Consider the following 15,629-nt stretch of genomic DNA (forward strand, 5'->3'; position numbering starts at 1 on the left):
ACTAGCATAGTTAGTGGCTAAAAGTACGACTTTAATCGCAATATGCATAGCCAGTTAGAGCTTTGCAAAGCAAATTAGTAATTTGACTCTATTGTTCGCTTTAACTTAGCAGCGGGTGAGCTATCCAGTGAAGTATGGTATTTTGCGCTAACATTTAAGGATGAAAGTCACAATTATTCAGTCAAAAGGGCAAGTATCTATGGAGATAACGCTAGTTATTGCGTCAATACTCATATTTTTGCCAAGCATTATTTGGTACTTATTGAAACAGGCGCACTCACCTTGGTGGCTTGAGAATACTTTTTCAACGCCTTTTATTGTCTTGCCAATATACATTGTCCTAATGTTCGTGCTTATTAGCTTACTCTCCTGGCAAGATTGTCTGGGCTATTTATTGATTAATTTCATTGTTGCACTTTGTTTAAATAGCAGCGGCAGCTTTAATAATAAAACCTGTGTTGATCCCGTTAGTTTTTTTCAATTTAACATCAAGTACCATGAGGGGGAAAATGAGCTAGCTGAGTTAATAGCTCATCTTAAGGCGGAACACTATCATTTAATTACCTTACAAGGCGTTAGCCAGCAAGCAAAGAGCCAACTGATAGCGCAGTTAACGCCGTATTTTCCTTATTTTGTCAGTGGTGAAAGTCAGCTACAGCAGATTTTTAGCGATCAGCTATTGTTTAGTCGCTACCCATTTACGCATATTAAATATTATAAAAGTGGCCATAGTGCTTTTTTAATCACCAGCCGATGGCAACTGCCGGTTAACGACATTAACTTGCTTACTTTACATCCGCCTTCGCCACGTAATGAAAAATTATGGCAAACCAGGAATAAAACTTTATACCAATTAAAGCAATCACTTAAAACTACCCCCTTGACAAAGTCGTTAGTGATAGGGGATTTGAATTTATCAAAACATTCAAGACGAATGGATAAACTGATGGTGGGCATGAAGAGCGAATTTGTTAATTCATGGCCTAATATACCTTACAGTTTGCCTGTTTTTGGTTTAGCCATTGATCACTTTTGGCTTTCAGCACCAGCAAATATTTGCTCTCGACAGCGTATTAGCCAGTTTAGTTGGTCAGATCATTATGCGGTTAAAACTCAGGTTGATTTTAGCAAGTAGTGGAATAGGTTCACAATTCAAGACTAAACCAAATCACCTACATCCATGTAGGCGGGCATTGATTTGGTTTTGTTAGAATTTTATATTGCAAACTTAAATATAGAGTTTTACCAAAACTGACAACTAAGAATACTAAAGCTTATGTCTTTTAAATATCTTTTTTGTGGTTCTATAGCAGTTTATGTGCTGGCTATAGAAAATGATTACAAGTCAGTGTCTCTATGGTGTTAATCACCAAATAGCATGTTTTGTAGCTGTGTTACGGTAGTTAAATACAACAATTATCACTACTATTTTTGTATCAATGTCATTAGTTACTTGCCATAACCTAACTAATATAATGTTTTAAATCATCAAAGTTGTCTTTATTTATTTTTAATGATTTCAAAATTTGTTGCACATTTTTACCACATTGATTTCCCTTTACACTAAGTGGGTTAGAAAAAACCAAATCACCTGTTAACTTATCGTTTTTTACCTTCCAATCAACATAAACCGCTAATGGGCGATCACCATCCCATTTGTCTTTACTGGCTCTATAGTTAAGTGCTTTACATGCAAAATAGATATTTTTATTTACTACATAATCATCAATAGCTACAAGTTTAGATATATAATAATTAGCTGGTTTATTGATATTAGGCTCTGTTTCAAGTATATATTCTGCTATACCGGAATCAACAACTCTAGTACCGTTTACCAAACAGTTCGTTTTACTTGAATCTAAATTAGTACCTGAATAAACATCAATTTTTTGTTGTTTATTTAAATTCAACAAAGCTGATTTTTTACCTGATAGCTTATTAAATAATTCAAATTTCCAACCCAATGTAATACATTTTGCTTCAGTTCTTCCTTTTTTTTCAAAGTTGATTAATACTTCATCTTCGAATGATTTTTTAATTTGTAATATAGATTGCTTAATAATGGTTTGTGCTTGGCTACCGAATATTTCTATAGCTCTTTCAAGCTTAATTTTATTTTCCAAAAAATCAGCATTACTTTGTTTTACTGAAATTTTGAATTCTCTGTATTTATCGTTACTTTCTGCAAGAATATAAATATCGGTTTTGCATTCACCTTTACTAGGGCTAGGCTTTCCAATTTGTAATATTTTGTATGTTTTATTATTAAATTCGAATACTTTATTGTCTTTGAATAATGCTATGAGCGATGATTCAGTCTCTGAAAATTTTACTTTTGCCACTTTAATCCTTTAGTATATTAGGGTGAAATTGGCATCAGTATATCAAGTGTTTTTTATATGTATGTAGTTAATTCCTTCATTTCATAGGTTTTTTAATAATTATGAATGGGTTGAGAAAATGGGATGGCATAATAAAACACCTTTGGAAGCACTAGCGCTTATAGCCTCCGATGTAGGTGAGCTATTAATGAATGTAGAAATGATTCACCTACAGATGCTTTTGGTGAAGAACTTGCTGATATTGTGTTGCGTGTCTTAGATCTTGCCTATTGGCAAGGTATTAGTATTGAAAAAGAAATTTTATTAAAGATGAAAAAACACGACCAACGCGGCTCACGTGGTCGTTTAAAGTAACTTTTTTAGATGATTAAGCACTTAATTGCGCAAGACCTTTTGTCCGTCTTCTCACAATTACAGCTTTACCATTCTTTGTTGAAAGGTTGTTTTTATTTTAATTCATAAATATTTAATTTAATTGTATGTAAAATATAGATTTTTCAGTGTTTCATCAAGTAGTGTTTTACACTCATTAATGGCTAAATCATTACAATGCTGTTTTATATGAAATTTTCATTTCTAAGTGTTCTAAGATGCTTTTTGCTATTTCCTTTGCAAAGCCAACAGCTACAGCGTTACCTATCATTTTATAACCATTAGCAACATTTTTATAATAGAAGGTAAAATCATCAGGAAACCCTTGGATTCTTGCACATTCTCTGACACTTAATCTTCTATAGTCATAGCCTTCAGCAAATAAGAATTTATCTTTTTCTGATTTTTTCATTACAGGTACACCTGGGTGTATTGGTGCATGTCTACCGCCAGCTTGTATTGTAAATGATGGTTGGTCCCATGTTCTAACTCTATTTCTAGACATATACATTGTAGAAAAACCACCAATCATATATTCGTGATTAGGTATCGATAAGTTTAAATTTGGTTTTTGTTTTTCCATTGCAGGTGTTTCTTTGCCATCTAAATCTTTAATAATATCCTTTAAAGTTATTTTTTCTGTTAGTGGTTCAGGAAATGTAAAATTAATATTTAAATCTTTTCTAAAGCCAATGAAAATAACTCGTTTTCTATCCTGTCCTACACCGTAATCAGCTGCATTTAGTAATTTAAAAAACAAATCATAACCAGCTTCAGAAAATGTATTTTTTATGTTTTCTAGTGCATCACTATGTTTAGGATGTAGCATCCCACTAACATTTTCCGCTAAGAAAAACTTTGGCTGTTTGTCTTTAAGAATACGAATAAAATCATAAAACAATTGTCCTCTATCATCTTTAATACCTCTTTGTGCTCCTGCTTCGCTCCAACTTTGACAAGGTGGACCACCAATGATTCCATCACAATCAGGTACTTCACTAGAGTCTACATTTGTAATACTTCTGCGATCTAAGGGTGTTGACAAATGATTTTTTTCGTAGGTTTCCCAGATATCTTTATCATATTCGTTTGCATATACAATAGAAAAACCAGATTGTTGAAAACCTAAATCAAGTCCACCAGCACCTGAAAAAAAAGATGATATTTTATACATAATATTATAAATTCTTTTTGATATTGAGTTAATTAATATAGTTCAAAATGCACTGTATGTAAACACAGTATTTGTGCGTATATGATAACATTGAAAATCTAAATGTTCTATTAAAATGCTATTCTGAAACCAATCAATTAATTTTTCTATAACGTATCGGTATTCTGCTGATGGATAGTACTAGTAAAAGTGGATTGTTCTAATTCTAAATAAATTTTTTGTTTCTTTTTTATTTTATCCCAGCAATCACCATTATTAATCCCATTTACTCTCTCACTATATTTTATAAGTGATCGTTCAAATACTCTAGACATTGACACCTTACCCTCTACTTCTAAGTTATGCACAAAACATAAATAAACCCAGAGTATGTCACCAAGCTCATCTTCAAGAAAACATTGCTTTCCTGAGGATAACTCTTCTTTGACTTCATTGATTTCATCAAATAATGCATTCAGGTAAGTAGTACTTCCCTTAGACCAAGTTCCTTTTTGATCTCTAATTATTTTGATTTTAACAACGTCTATTAATCTTTCTAATTCACCTAAATTCATATTTTTATATTTAAACTCTATGTTGGTTGCTTTATTTTTTGAAAAAACTGTCGTTGGTAAATACAATTTAGTGGCTCTAACTTTGTGTTTTATTTATACAAACTTGCGTCCTTTAACTTACTTGTATCCAGTTCCGTATCCTTGTAGACTTTTACTGATACAAAAAATCATTATTAAATTCATAATTTACTGTTAGATCTATTTCTTGATAACACCATCGGATTTAGTATCCATTGCTATACCGTGTGAGTAAATACTTCTCGCTATTATCACTATATTTAACACAAAATAAGTTCATTTTAAAATTTTTAGCTAATACCCATTGTCCAGTAAACGTTAGATTATATAATATAAAATAGTCATTAAAATATTGATATTACAGTTAAATGACTAGTTCTAAAAATTTTCTTGTTATTGACGCTCTGATATAGATTTGAGGTCAGAATAAATGTAATAGAATGGGTATAAACATTTAGATCGAGACATTGAGTAAAACGGTGGACGCTAATTTTTTTCTTAGCTTGCTCATCAATACCGGGCATAGCCAGTTAAGTCGATGGCTTTCTCGCTGCAACTCGACTAATAACGAAGGGTTACTTTTATCATTCAATACGGAACCGATTAAATTAACTTTTTTATTTTTAAGTTTTTCAATGCTCTCTTGTATTGAACTTGCGGGGGTTCTGCCCGCTTCTATGACCAATATGGTACCCTGACAAACTTCACTAATGATCTCTGCGGCTATATTACTTTGATTTAATGATGTTAATGCTGAAGTATCAAAAATAATACAGTCAAAATCTACCAACCAACGCTTGATCGCGGCAAGCAGAAATTTGCTTTCCCTATACTGTAAGACATCGCGGATATTTTGCGGGGCTGGCAGCAAGCTATAACCTTTACTTTCGATGGCAATTATTTCATTTTCAGCGACGTGGTTGTTCATCGACATCAATAATTGTTCAGACAATGCTGGATTAAAAGTGTTCATTTCAACGAGTAATACTTTTTTACCAACAATTTGCGCGCGTTCAACAATCGCTTGCGCTATGGTGGTTTTTCCTTCGCCTGCTATAGCAGAAGTGACGGCTAAGGTTTTATAGCCTGAGCCAATTGTTTGATTATAGATAGCTTCAACTTCAGCATAATGAATAGGTAGCACGGACATGTTATAGCGCTCCCACAATGGCCACGAGTGAAACGATACTAACGATGTCTTTGACATTAGCCATAAATATATTCCAGTTACTTTGCGATAAATCGGGGACAAAAACAGTATCGCCAGCACGCACTAAGGGTAAAGTGTTAAAATCTGGATGTTCAATAAATTCTTCTAAGTTAAATATATGACTAACATTTTCTTGTGTTTGACTGCGAGATATATTAACCACCATTATTTTTTCTAAATAGGCCGTTTTTGTCGGACCGCCTGATTCAGCCAGTAAGTCTAACAATGTCATATCAGGGCTAAATAAATAACGGCCAGGCTTCGCCACGGCACCTATGATGCGCACCGTTTGTTCTTTTTTATAATCTAACCAGGGTCGGTCCCTTTCTGGCACATAGATACTGTCCCCTGATTTGACTATGGGTAATAAGGTCTCATCACCTGTTTCAAAGTACAAGCCTAAATCAAGCGTTGTTACTTTGCTTTGCACGCTATTGCGGTGGGTAATTTTAATATTATGAATATCTGCTCGTTGATTTGGCCCATCAGCGGCGGAAAGTATATCTAAAAAATGCATTTTATTATTAAAAGCATATCGACCGGGTTGTCCTACTTGGCCAAAAACATAAATAGACGATGCTTGAGATTGGCGCAACCATCGTGCCTTGTTATCAATAACATCACGAGGCCGCTCACTGACATAAATAGTGTCTCCTGCGCTTACTTTAGGCAAAAGAGAAAAGTCACCACCTTCAGTAAAGAAGTGTTCCAAGTCGAAGGGCTTCATCCGTTTACTTTGGCCTTTTTTTATTATTCTAATTTGCGACATATCGGCATCTTGCGTTGGGCCGCCAGCATGAGCTAGGATATCAAGAAAACTCATTTCGTCGCCCCATTCATATCGGCCGGGTTTGTTCACGGCACCTATCACTCTTATGGCTCTATCAGGGGTGATTTTAAGCCATGACTTTTCATTCATATCCGTTTTTTCAGGTACAAAGATAGCGTCACCTGGGTACACTTTTGGTATAGCTGCTTGGGTTAACCCTTCGGTAAATGCCTGTAAATCGAAAGCATCCACTTGACCCGTAGCGCGTATAATTCTGATTTTTCTTGAGTCGGCGAAACGAGTGGGCCCACCCGCATTGGCTAGAATATCAAAAAACTCAGTGCCGGCTGGCGCTTCATATGCTCCAGGCTTGAACACCTCCCCCATAACATAGACGGTTCGTAAGCCACGTTTAACTTCTTCTTCCCGTATGGGCACAAATAAAGTTGCGCCCGCGGTGATTTTTGGTATAAGAGAGGCATCACCCGTATCTAAATATCTCTTTAGGTCAAACAGTTGCGGAGTGCCATTATTAATGACTCTGATATGTTCTACACCGGCATAGCGAGTGACGCCACCAGCTCTCATCAGCATGTCAACAATGGTATTGCCTTCTTTATATGAAAATATGCCGGGCTTGATCACTTCACCAAACACCTTGATTGCCGTTTCTGCGGCTGAGCCATCGCCACTGGCGGATAATGTCGCGGCATCAAAATCCATTTGCACATTACCAATCAAGGGGGATGCTGGGACAAAAATAATATCTAATGGGCTTATATCCGGTAAAATTGAAAAGTCGCCGGTGTCTAAATATTTTTTATAATCAAAAATGGTGATTACACCCTGGCGATTTAATTGTAATCTGTCTAGCTGGGCACCTGAACTGGCGCCACCTGCTTTTTGTAGCGCCATTTGTACATTCGCCCCCTCAGGTAAATCGACCATGCCGGGATTATTAACAAAACCTAATACCTGGATAGGTATGCGTCTTTCAATTAAGTACAGTTGAAAGTTGTTGATGGCCCGATATTCTTGACCTAATAGCTGAGCTAGGTCTAGGCTGGCTTGCTTTAGTGTTTTACCGGCAATGGATATTTTACCTATCTCAGGTAAGTGTAAAGTACCATCTCTTTTCACTTGGAAGGGCTTTTCAAATTCTATTTCACCAGGGATTTCAATTTGTAGTACGTCGCCAGGGCGAATGGTAATGTCACTTGCTTGCACATAACTCGTCATAACAAATAAGCAGGTTAAAAAAAACATTGATAATTTACCCATGAGCAACCTCCTAGATTGTGCGTTTATCGCTAACAATTTAAAAAACTAAGGTAATAGAAGTAAAGCGATTAAACACTCGGGCAACATCACTACGTTCTAATTCCCTGAGGCTCCGCTCTCCTTGGCTTTCAATAATTATTTTTGATGCCTCAATGCCATGGTCAGTAAAAAATTTTGCCACATTATCGGCCCGTTTTTGACTTAATTTACTGTTATAGGCTGTGCTTCCTTTGCTATCTGTATGGCCAATAATATGTAATTTTGCACTAGGGTAGTTTTTAATTAAATCAATAAGCCTATTGAGGGATTGATAATATATCGGTTTAATTTTGTCTTGGTCAAAGTCATGTAGTGTTTCGGTGATAAAAGTGTGCTTTATATCAATGCTGCTTTTAGCCATCGATGGGTTTTTACATTGCTCAAAATCTGCTTCACGATACCAGCGTTTAAGCACTGTGCTTTTATTGGTATAACCGCAGCCTATGTGGCCATTAATATATTGATTGATACAACGAATCTTGCGTATTTGCCGGTCGAGTTCAACTAAGGTTATAAAAGCATCCTTCTCCATCTCTGCGTTATGCTCTTGGGTGGCTAGCGCTAGCAATGATTCGGCTATGGTTAATTGTCCCAATATACAATTTTTAGAGCCCTGTTGTTCTAATGCCAATAGCCGAGACTCAGCGCTAACAATATAGTTATGCATACGCGTTTTCTCACTGCTCTTTGAATAAGTAACCTCTGAAAGTAAGCTGGTCTTGTTATCAAGTGTTGTTGATGAACTACAAGCTGACACTGCTATGGCAGTGCTGAGTAACAATAAAATAGGCCGAATCAGCATTAGCTGGCAACGAGTATATTTGTGGTACTCGCTAGGTAATCGTCGAGAGTTTCATAGCAATTTATGGTTTTATCTAGAAACAACATTTGAAAGAGCTCCAAAGGTTGTTGTGCTAAGCCAATAACATATACGCTATAACCTTTAGTGATCATTCTTTTATATAAAAAGACAATGGCACCAATGCCGGAGGAGTCAATAAAGTTAACATGCTCAAGATCAAATATGATGTTAGTAGCGAATTTACTGTACCTTTCTATATCATCTTTCATGATCTTTACTGCCTCAGCATCAAAGTTATCATGTAGTTTAATAATAAAATCGTTATTGAATTCATAGGTTTTATTTAACATAACTAATCTCACAAATTAAGTTAACACATTTATATAATGGCAATGTTTATGCCATGTATTTTTAAGTTAAAATACAATGGCTTATGTTTTGTAGATTTTTATGTTTGTCTTTAATTGCAAATTAGATTGCAAATTGCAACCGAAAAAAAATCAGGAGAAATACTAGGGTTTTAGTAAGGCAAGTAACTGATTCCGGTAGAATCTATATTGGTGTTTACCGTGTATATCGGCAGGCAGTTCGGCGATTGTGTATGGCTGACATAATTCGATAGACTTAGGTACTCTATGGCGAGGAATCAAGGAATGGATCTTTTTGACTAGTCCAAGCTTTCGAATAAATTCAAGATGATAATGTATTTCATCGTATTGATTGTTAAATTCATCTTTAACATTGGCGATAAAATACACGGTCAAATTATTGTTGCGGTTAATGACATCAACTACGGCGGTCATTAATAGGCTTGGTAAAGTGCTGGTATAGAAACTGCCAGGACCAAGAAATAAAACATCGGCATTTTTCAAATTTTGTAATACTTCTTTACTTGGTTTTACCATAGGGGTTAAACCAAGTTTATTGATCTCTTGACTAACATTATCATCAATCTCTACTTCACCAATATAGCAATGTTCGGATGAATGACTTACTAGTTGGGTTATGGCATCGGACATAGGTAAAATATTTGTTTTAATACCTAAATACTCTCGCATTACTTGTACCGTTTCTGTTGGTCTAATGCATAAAGAATCAACGGCGCAAAACATCAAATTACCTAAGCTATGTCCTGATAAGTCACCTAGGTTATCGAAGCGATATTCAAATAACAGTGATTTAGTCGATGCCTGCTTGGTTAATCGTGATAAACAATAACGAATATCCCCCCAGGAAATGGTTGCGCAGCTATCCCTTAAGCGGCCGGTAGAACCGCCATTGTCGGTAGTACTGACAATGCCGGTTAAATTGACAAAGTCAAAATCATCAATAATCGCTAAAAGGTGGCCTAAGCCGTGGCCGCCACCAATGCAAGTCACATTAATCTTTGTCATAGGCTTAACAAGCTCTTTTATTGTGGTGGCTAGATTATTGTCCACGTCCCAGTACCATTATAAGCAAGGTTTTGAAAAGTATCCTTATATCCATCAATAACCAACTACCTAGTTTAGTGAGTGATAGCGAGTAGGCAAAGTCATAAGCTATTTTAGTTTTAACGTCGTCAATACAGGTATCATACCCCTGAGAAACCTGTGCTAAGCCGGTAATTCCAGGAGTCATCTGATAAGTTCTCTCAGAATAAAAGGGGATTTGTTTTTCTAGGTTTTTGACTATTTCAGGCCGTTCAGGTCGAGGACCGATCAGCGACATTTCACCTTTAATGACATTAATAAATTGCGGTAGTTCATCTAGTCGGGTTTTTCTCAGTAACTTGCCTACATAGGTAAGCCTTTTATCATTAGCGATAGCCCAAACAGCACCCGTTTCTGCCTCGGCATCATTAATCATGGTGCGAAACTTGATCATGTAGAAATGTTCTACTTTTCTTGATTTAACTTTACCTACCCTTAATTGGCAATAAAAAATGGGACCTGGCGTTGATAGTTTTATCATCAGGGCTATAACCACAGCCAAGGGGCAGGTGAGAACCAAGCATATGATGGCAAAAACTATGTCGATACTTCGTTTCAGAAAAGAAATTCCGGGGTGAATAAAACTGGTTTGTTTCATGGTAGCTCCTAAATTTTAGTCCAAACTTTTTCTTGTCGCCCAAAGATAAACTTTAAACAACCTTTAAGGGCGACCCAATAGCCGGTGATTAAATAACAGAGTAGTTTTAATACTTTTAACTTGGGTGCTAGGTGAAAGACATTTATTAACCAGACCATACCGTATAACAATACTTGGCAGACAAATAGCGCCAGAAAAAAGCTGTAAAAGGCAGCTAGGTACATATTGCTGATAAAGATAAGCACTAAAATAAAAGGCGTTATTGCTCTTAACGCCTTGCCTGAAGCAAAGTTTATTGCATTCCAGCCATACTTTGGTGATAACAAGGGCAGTAAATAGATGAGTTGTTGGAAGTTACCCGCCGCTATTCTTAAACGTCGGGTCATATCTTGTTCTAAATTGACTTGCTCTAATTCAATGGCCACGACTCGAGGTTCGTAAATTACTCGATAGCCCTGCTTAATAACATTCATGGGGATCAAAAAATCATCATTAATAGTGTCCGCTGGAATGTCTTCATAACATGATTTTCTTAGTGCATAAAAAGCACCGTGAGCACCCAATACACTAGCCAGAGAGCTTTCTCTTGTTTTGACCATGGATTGATATTGCCAGTAATATTGCTCACCTGCGGTGCCTTTCTTGATGAATTTATAGCCACCAGAGACCGCACCCACTAGGGTATTGGTAAAGTGGCTATCTAACATAAGTAAACAATTCACCGGCAATAATGCCGAAACATCACTAAAGACAATGTTATCAAACTTGGCTTTTATTACCCCTTCTTTGAGCACCGCCACTTTTCCTCGATTGTCTTGGAAATTTATCAATTGGCAGTTCAAATCTTGGCAAGCAAGCTCAGAAAGGGTTTGCTTGGCAATGTTATAAGTTTCATCATGGCAACCATCGCATAATAAAATCAGTTCATATTTGTCACTTGGATAGTCAATAAAGCTTAAGTTTCTAATTTTCTCAGCAATGAATTTAGCTTCATTAAAGGCGGGAATAACAATTGAAAAACTATTCAATTTTTGGTCCTCGGCACTAAAAATGTAACGACGTTTTTTTATGCTAGGGGGGCGGACTTTATTATTTCTAGTGGCTAATTTGAGCAGCACCGGATACAGTAGGTGGTGATAAATCACTAAAAATATTGCCATTGCGAAGATAGTTATCATTATCATGTCTAACATAGCTTACACCTTAACTCTAGTTGGATTAATGAAAGGTATTGCTTGATCATATTATTGATAGAACGGTGGTTTTGGATGAATTGTCTGGGTGAATGATTACTTTTTTGGTTTAGTGAGCGTATTAATGCTTGTGCTAATAAAGTGGGATTATTGGCTTTAACCATAATGCCGGTTTTACGACAAACGGCTTCCTTGCAGCCACCAACATCAGTTAACACCACGGGCACCCCACACGCCTGAGCTTCCATCGGCGATAAAGGTAAACCTTCGTTATTCGACGATAGACAAAAAACATCAAGTAACGGATAGAATGAGGTCATATCACTAATATGACCTAAGAAGAAAACTCTATTTTCTAAATGTAATTGCAGCACTAATTGCTCTAATTGTGCTTGTAAACTACCGGTACCAGCAAGTAATAACGCAATATTATTGGGCAGTTTAGCCAAGGCTTTAATAAGAACTTCATGTGATTTAACGGACTCTAACCTTGCTGCGCAACCAATAAACTTGAACTGGCTTGGTAAGCCAGCCTGTTGCTGTAGTTTGTTTTTATTGAGCACCGAGGGTTTAAATTTATCAGTATCTACGCCGTTGGTAATGACGATAGGATTTAATGACGGCATTAAACGCTTAACTTGTTTAGCAACAAAGTTGGCATCAGCGACATAAATAGGGCGAACCAAGGTGATAATAAGTTGTTGCAGCAACCTAGGCCGAAACTCTGCTAGGTGCCAGGCATCATGTTCGGTATGAATAATATGATTAATATTGGCTAGTCTTGCCGCGATACCACCATAAATCAGTGGACCTATATGATGAGTATGCACATAGATAGGCTTAATTTGTTCAAATAATGTTTTTAGTTGCATGAAAATATTAGCTTGCCACCCCGGCTTTTTGTCTAATATATGGATAAATTTTTTACCACAGTCAATATTATGCCAATAATCTTTAACGTGGTGATTTTCTAGAGAAATAATATGGACATCAAAAAAGGGTTGCGCGGCACGTTGAAATTCTAGCGCAAAACTTTCTATACCACCTGGTTTTAAGTGTTGTACTACATGAACAATGACAGGTTTCATCGGGCTTCTCCTATACTTTGTTGACGCCAATATGGGGTAATCGCGTTATGACGGGAGCTGAGGTGATTAATTCCAGTTGATATTTTCCGCGGATTGAGGTGTCAGCTATTTCAGCAAATAGCACTAAGCCACCACCTAAACTAATACCACCGATAATGCCGGCTAAGAGAAAAATAGACAGCGGGAAGTTGGTCGGAGAGCTAGGTCTAAAGGGTTCATCGATTATTTTGATTCTCTCAGGCTGTTCAAACCGGCCGAGGGCACCCGTTATTTTTGCCTTTTCAAAGCGGTATAGTAAATCACTGTACAGATTCCGTTTTACCGTAAGGTTTCTTTCTAGTTCTAACAGTTGTCTTTCCATTTCCCCGGTACCGGCAAGAGACGCTTTTAACCGTTGTGTTTGTCTTTCGATGGAATGTATTTCTTCTTTTATCTGCTCTACGTGACCATCGGCGAGTTGCAGTTCTTGCAGTTGTGACACCAGTAATAAATGGTGATTATTATCAACCTTGCCATCCTGCATATTGCTGGCTATTTCCCATAAACGATTTAGGTCGACCTCGTTTATTTTGTATGATGCTTTACTTTGAATTACCCGTTCATTTTCCAGTTGGGTTAATTTTCTCAGTGCTATTTCTACTCGGCTATGTCTGTCAGTGTAACGCGACCTCAATATGGCTAATTCACTTTTTGTATTCACTATGCTTTGTTCTATCTCACTCATTACGGGGTCAACCTGAGCGAGTCTGGTACGAATGGTTCTTTTGGCGGCAATGGCTCCCGATAAGGCGATTCTTCGTTGCTCAAGCAAATCACTTAATTGGCCAAAACGGCTGCTATTGGTATTATAAAGTCGAGGTAAATGCTCAGCATTAAATTGTTTAAACTCAGCTAAACGATATTCTGCTGCTTGTAAGTCAACTATTTTTATTTTTAGTTGACCAGTTAAAAATGTTTCTGATGCGTCTAGTGCCGATAATTCGGGCGCTAAAAGGGTCTCTAAGAATCGTTTCCTCACCATAAGTAAAACATTGACTATATTTTCAGGTGAGTCGGTAAGGTAAATAAGTTTAACCAGATCTTTGCCGATAAGTTTTACCTTAAGCGCCGCAGACAATTCCTTCACTAAGTTCTCTTTTTGTAAGTCACTTGAGTCTTCATCAATCAGTCCTAAATCTAGCGCAACATTGATCAACATATGTCGGCTATGAAGTAGGGTATCTAATGTGGTTATTCTATTTTCTAAATCTGTTGATACCGATAAGTCTTTAAGGAATGGATTCATTTTGGCACTTTCTTGCACCAATATTGTGGTGTGCGCTTGCCAATTTCTTGGGGTAATGAAGCAGGCGATGACGGCAATAAGTGGTAATGTTATTATCGGAAAAATAACCAAATAACGATGACGCCATATCGCCGCTAAAATCAGGTGAATATTTATAATTATTGATGTCTGCATCTTAGGCACCAATACTTAAGTGAATAGTGTCAGTTGATAGGTCAGGGGCAAAGATGATAGTTACCCCTTTATTCCAGCGTTCAACGTATTGACGAAGTATTGTCGCGCGTTTCATCGCAAGGCTTAATTGCTGTAGTTGACTTTCTCCTTTAGCGGGGGCGATATTAATGATGATAGGGTGTTTATTTTGTACTAGTATTTTGGCCAGTTTGATTCTATTGCGGTAGTTTAATTCTTTATCATGCAATTCATAAGTGAAAGTATAAGTGGTGATATGAGTGTGCTGGGCCATTTTTTGCGCTGCTCGTAAGGCTTGAATACTCATTAAAACTTTTGTGTTAACCACTTGGCTATTTTCTCGGTTTTCCTCGCGCTCAATTATGGCTAATGAATCACTGATGAACGTTGAAGTACAGCCAGTACAGGTGAGTAAGCTAAGCGAAAAAATGCAGTTTAAGAAAGTTTTATTCATGTGCTATCACCTTATATATGCAACCATACCTTCTGATATACAAGTTACGAGCCATGTTTTAAGTTGTTGTTAATTGGGATATTTACTGGCTGCGTTGTTTTTTTATCGCGATTACTGAATCGTTTTTGCGTTTTGCTTGTTAAAATGCAATTAGGCTCGGTAAATACCTTAGTGGCAATAAAGTAAAGCCTTTGTAAGAGCGACTAATTTCCTTAAGGAATAACCTCTCAGCCAGGTCCTTTATACTGCCCATCAAAATCAAAGATAGAGGCAGAACTCAGTGCTAACTTTTTTAGAAAGTAATTTGCCAGTTATTGCCTGATGCAGCGATATGCCAGTAGGTAGTTATTGGTTGGGCGTCATTTTCAATGGGCCAAATCTGGGCGATTAATACTTGCTCGGTCACGCTTAAAGACAAAGTGAATTGTTGCTGTTGTCTGGTGAGGCGTGCTCTTAACTTGCAACTTTTATAATTGATGGTAACAACATCATTTTCATTAGAAAAGTCGGTGCATATATTAATAAAGTAGTTAATTTCTTCGGTGGGCGAGGCGGGTAACGTTAGCTGTAACTTAACAACAGAGATAAAGTTAAACTCTGGCGTGCTAATTAACTCACTGGTGCTTATCACTGTTTGGGGTTGACTAGCTGTTGATGGACTCGTGGCGGGGATTTCTTGTGGCACGACATTACTTTCTTCACTGTCTGCCTCATCACCGCCACAACCAAACATTGTCAGTGTTACCAGTACAAGGGTAATTAAAGTCGTTTTCATCAGGTGAACTC

The 15,629-nt window shown here is 36.9% G+C and carries 15 protein-coding genes; 1 reads left to right on the forward strand and 14 read right to left on the reverse strand.

From position 1 onward, the window contains the following. Positions 1 to 199: 199 nt before the first annotated feature. Positions 200 to 1,135: an endonuclease/exonuclease/phosphatase family protein gene (locus MTCD1_RS15045; RefSeq protein WP_159459913.1), complete on the forward strand. Its 936-nt coding sequence runs from the start codon at positions 200 to 202 to the stop codon at positions 1,133 to 1,135. Between the two features lie 328 nt (positions 1,136 to 1,463). Here the strand turns inward: MTCD1_RS15045 and MTCD1_RS15050 are convergent, their stop codons facing one another. From MTCD1_RS15050 to MTCD1_RS15115, 14 genes are all read right to left on the reverse strand, one after another. Further along, the gene (locus MTCD1_RS15050; protein WP_088568969.1) at positions 1,464 to 2,342 is read right to left on the reverse strand and encodes a hypothetical protein; all 879 of its coding nucleotides are present in this window, start codon (positions 2,340 to 2,342) and stop codon (positions 1,464 to 1,466) included. Positions 2,343 to 2,886: 544 nt separating this feature from the next. After that, the gene (locus MTCD1_RS15055; protein ID WP_057180483.1) at positions 2,887 to 3,888 is read right to left on the reverse strand and encodes a DNA cytosine methyltransferase; all 1,002 of its coding nucleotides are present in this window, start codon (positions 3,886 to 3,888) and stop codon (positions 2,887 to 2,889) included. 146 nt (positions 3,889 to 4,034) lie between these two features. Beyond that, the gene (locus MTCD1_RS15060; protein ID WP_057180484.1) at positions 4,035 to 4,442 is read right to left on the reverse strand and encodes a MazG nucleotide pyrophosphohydrolase domain-containing protein; all 408 of its coding nucleotides are present in this window, start codon (positions 4,440 to 4,442) and stop codon (positions 4,035 to 4,037) included. A 472-nt stretch (positions 4,443 to 4,914) separates the two neighbouring features. Next, positions 4,915 to 5,610, reverse strand: coding sequence for a P-loop NTPase family protein (locus tag MTCD1_RS15065; RefSeq protein ID WP_057180485.1), 696 nt, complete (start codon positions 5,608 to 5,610; stop codon positions 4,915 to 4,917). 1 nt (position 5,611) lies between these two features. After that, positions 5,612 to 7,720 carry an SLBB domain-containing protein gene (locus tag MTCD1_RS15070; protein WP_057180486.1) on the reverse strand — a complete coding sequence of 703 codons (2,109 nt, stop codon included), beginning with the start codon at positions 7,718 to 7,720 and terminating at the stop codon, positions 5,612 to 5,614. A 37-nt stretch (positions 7,721 to 7,757) separates the two neighbouring features. Further along, on the reverse strand, positions 7,758 to 8,561 hold the full coding sequence (locus MTCD1_RS15075; RefSeq protein ID WP_057180487.1) for an OmpA family protein: 804 nt from the start codon (positions 8,559 to 8,561) through the stop codon (positions 7,758 to 7,760). Continuing rightward, complete coding sequence (locus tag MTCD1_RS15080; protein ID WP_057180488.1) at positions 8,561 to 8,911, reverse strand: STAS domain-containing protein; 351 nt, start codon at positions 8,909 to 8,911, stop codon at positions 8,561 to 8,563. The genes MTCD1_RS15075 and MTCD1_RS15080 overlap by 1 nt, the downstream gene beginning before the upstream one ends. 162 nt (positions 8,912 to 9,073) lie before the next feature. Further along, entirely contained in the window at positions 9,074 to 9,955 is an 882-nt protein-coding gene (gene yvcK / locus MTCD1_RS15085; protein ID WP_143760131.1) for a uridine diphosphate-N-acetylglucosamine-binding protein YvcK, read from the reverse strand. 34 nt (positions 9,956 to 9,989) lie between these two features. After that, positions 9,990 to 10,631 carry a sugar transferase gene (locus tag MTCD1_RS15090; protein ID WP_057180491.1) on the reverse strand — a complete coding sequence of 214 codons (642 nt, stop codon included), beginning with the start codon at positions 10,629 to 10,631 and terminating at the stop codon, positions 9,990 to 9,992. An 8-nt stretch (positions 10,632 to 10,639) separates the two neighbouring features. Then, positions 10,640 to 11,824, reverse strand: a complete 1,185-nt coding sequence (locus tag MTCD1_RS15095) for a glycosyltransferase family 2 protein (protein WP_057180493.1) — start codon at positions 11,822 to 11,824, stop codon at positions 10,640 to 10,642. Then, on the reverse strand, positions 11,818 to 12,912 hold the full coding sequence (locus MTCD1_RS15100) for a glycosyltransferase (RefSeq protein ID WP_057180495.1): 1,095 nt from the start codon (positions 12,910 to 12,912) through the stop codon (positions 11,818 to 11,820). The genes MTCD1_RS15095 and MTCD1_RS15100 overlap by 7 nt, the downstream gene beginning before the upstream one ends. Positions 12,913 to 12,922: 10 nt before the next feature. Then, a complete protein-coding gene (locus MTCD1_RS15105) occupies positions 12,923 to 14,371 on the reverse strand; it encodes a GumC family protein (protein ID WP_057180497.1) in 1,449 nt (482 codons plus the stop codon). A 1-nt stretch (position 14,372) separates the two neighbouring features. Continuing rightward, positions 14,373 to 14,843, reverse strand: a complete 471-nt coding sequence (locus MTCD1_RS15110) for a hypothetical protein (RefSeq protein ID WP_057180498.1) — start codon at positions 14,841 to 14,843, stop codon at positions 14,373 to 14,375. Positions 14,844 to 15,135: 292 nt separating this feature from the next. After that, positions 15,136 to 15,618 carry a hypothetical protein gene (locus MTCD1_RS15115; RefSeq protein ID WP_057180500.1) on the reverse strand — a complete coding sequence of 161 codons (483 nt, stop codon included), beginning with the start codon at positions 15,616 to 15,618 and terminating at the stop codon, positions 15,136 to 15,138. Between the last annotated feature and the right edge of the window lie 11 nt (positions 15,619 to 15,629).

Origin of the sequence: Colwellia marinimaniae (assembly GCF_002207865.1) — a bacterium.
Classification (GTDB): Bacteria; Pseudomonadota; Gammaproteobacteria; order Enterobacterales; family Alteromonadaceae; genus Colwellia; species Colwellia marinimaniae.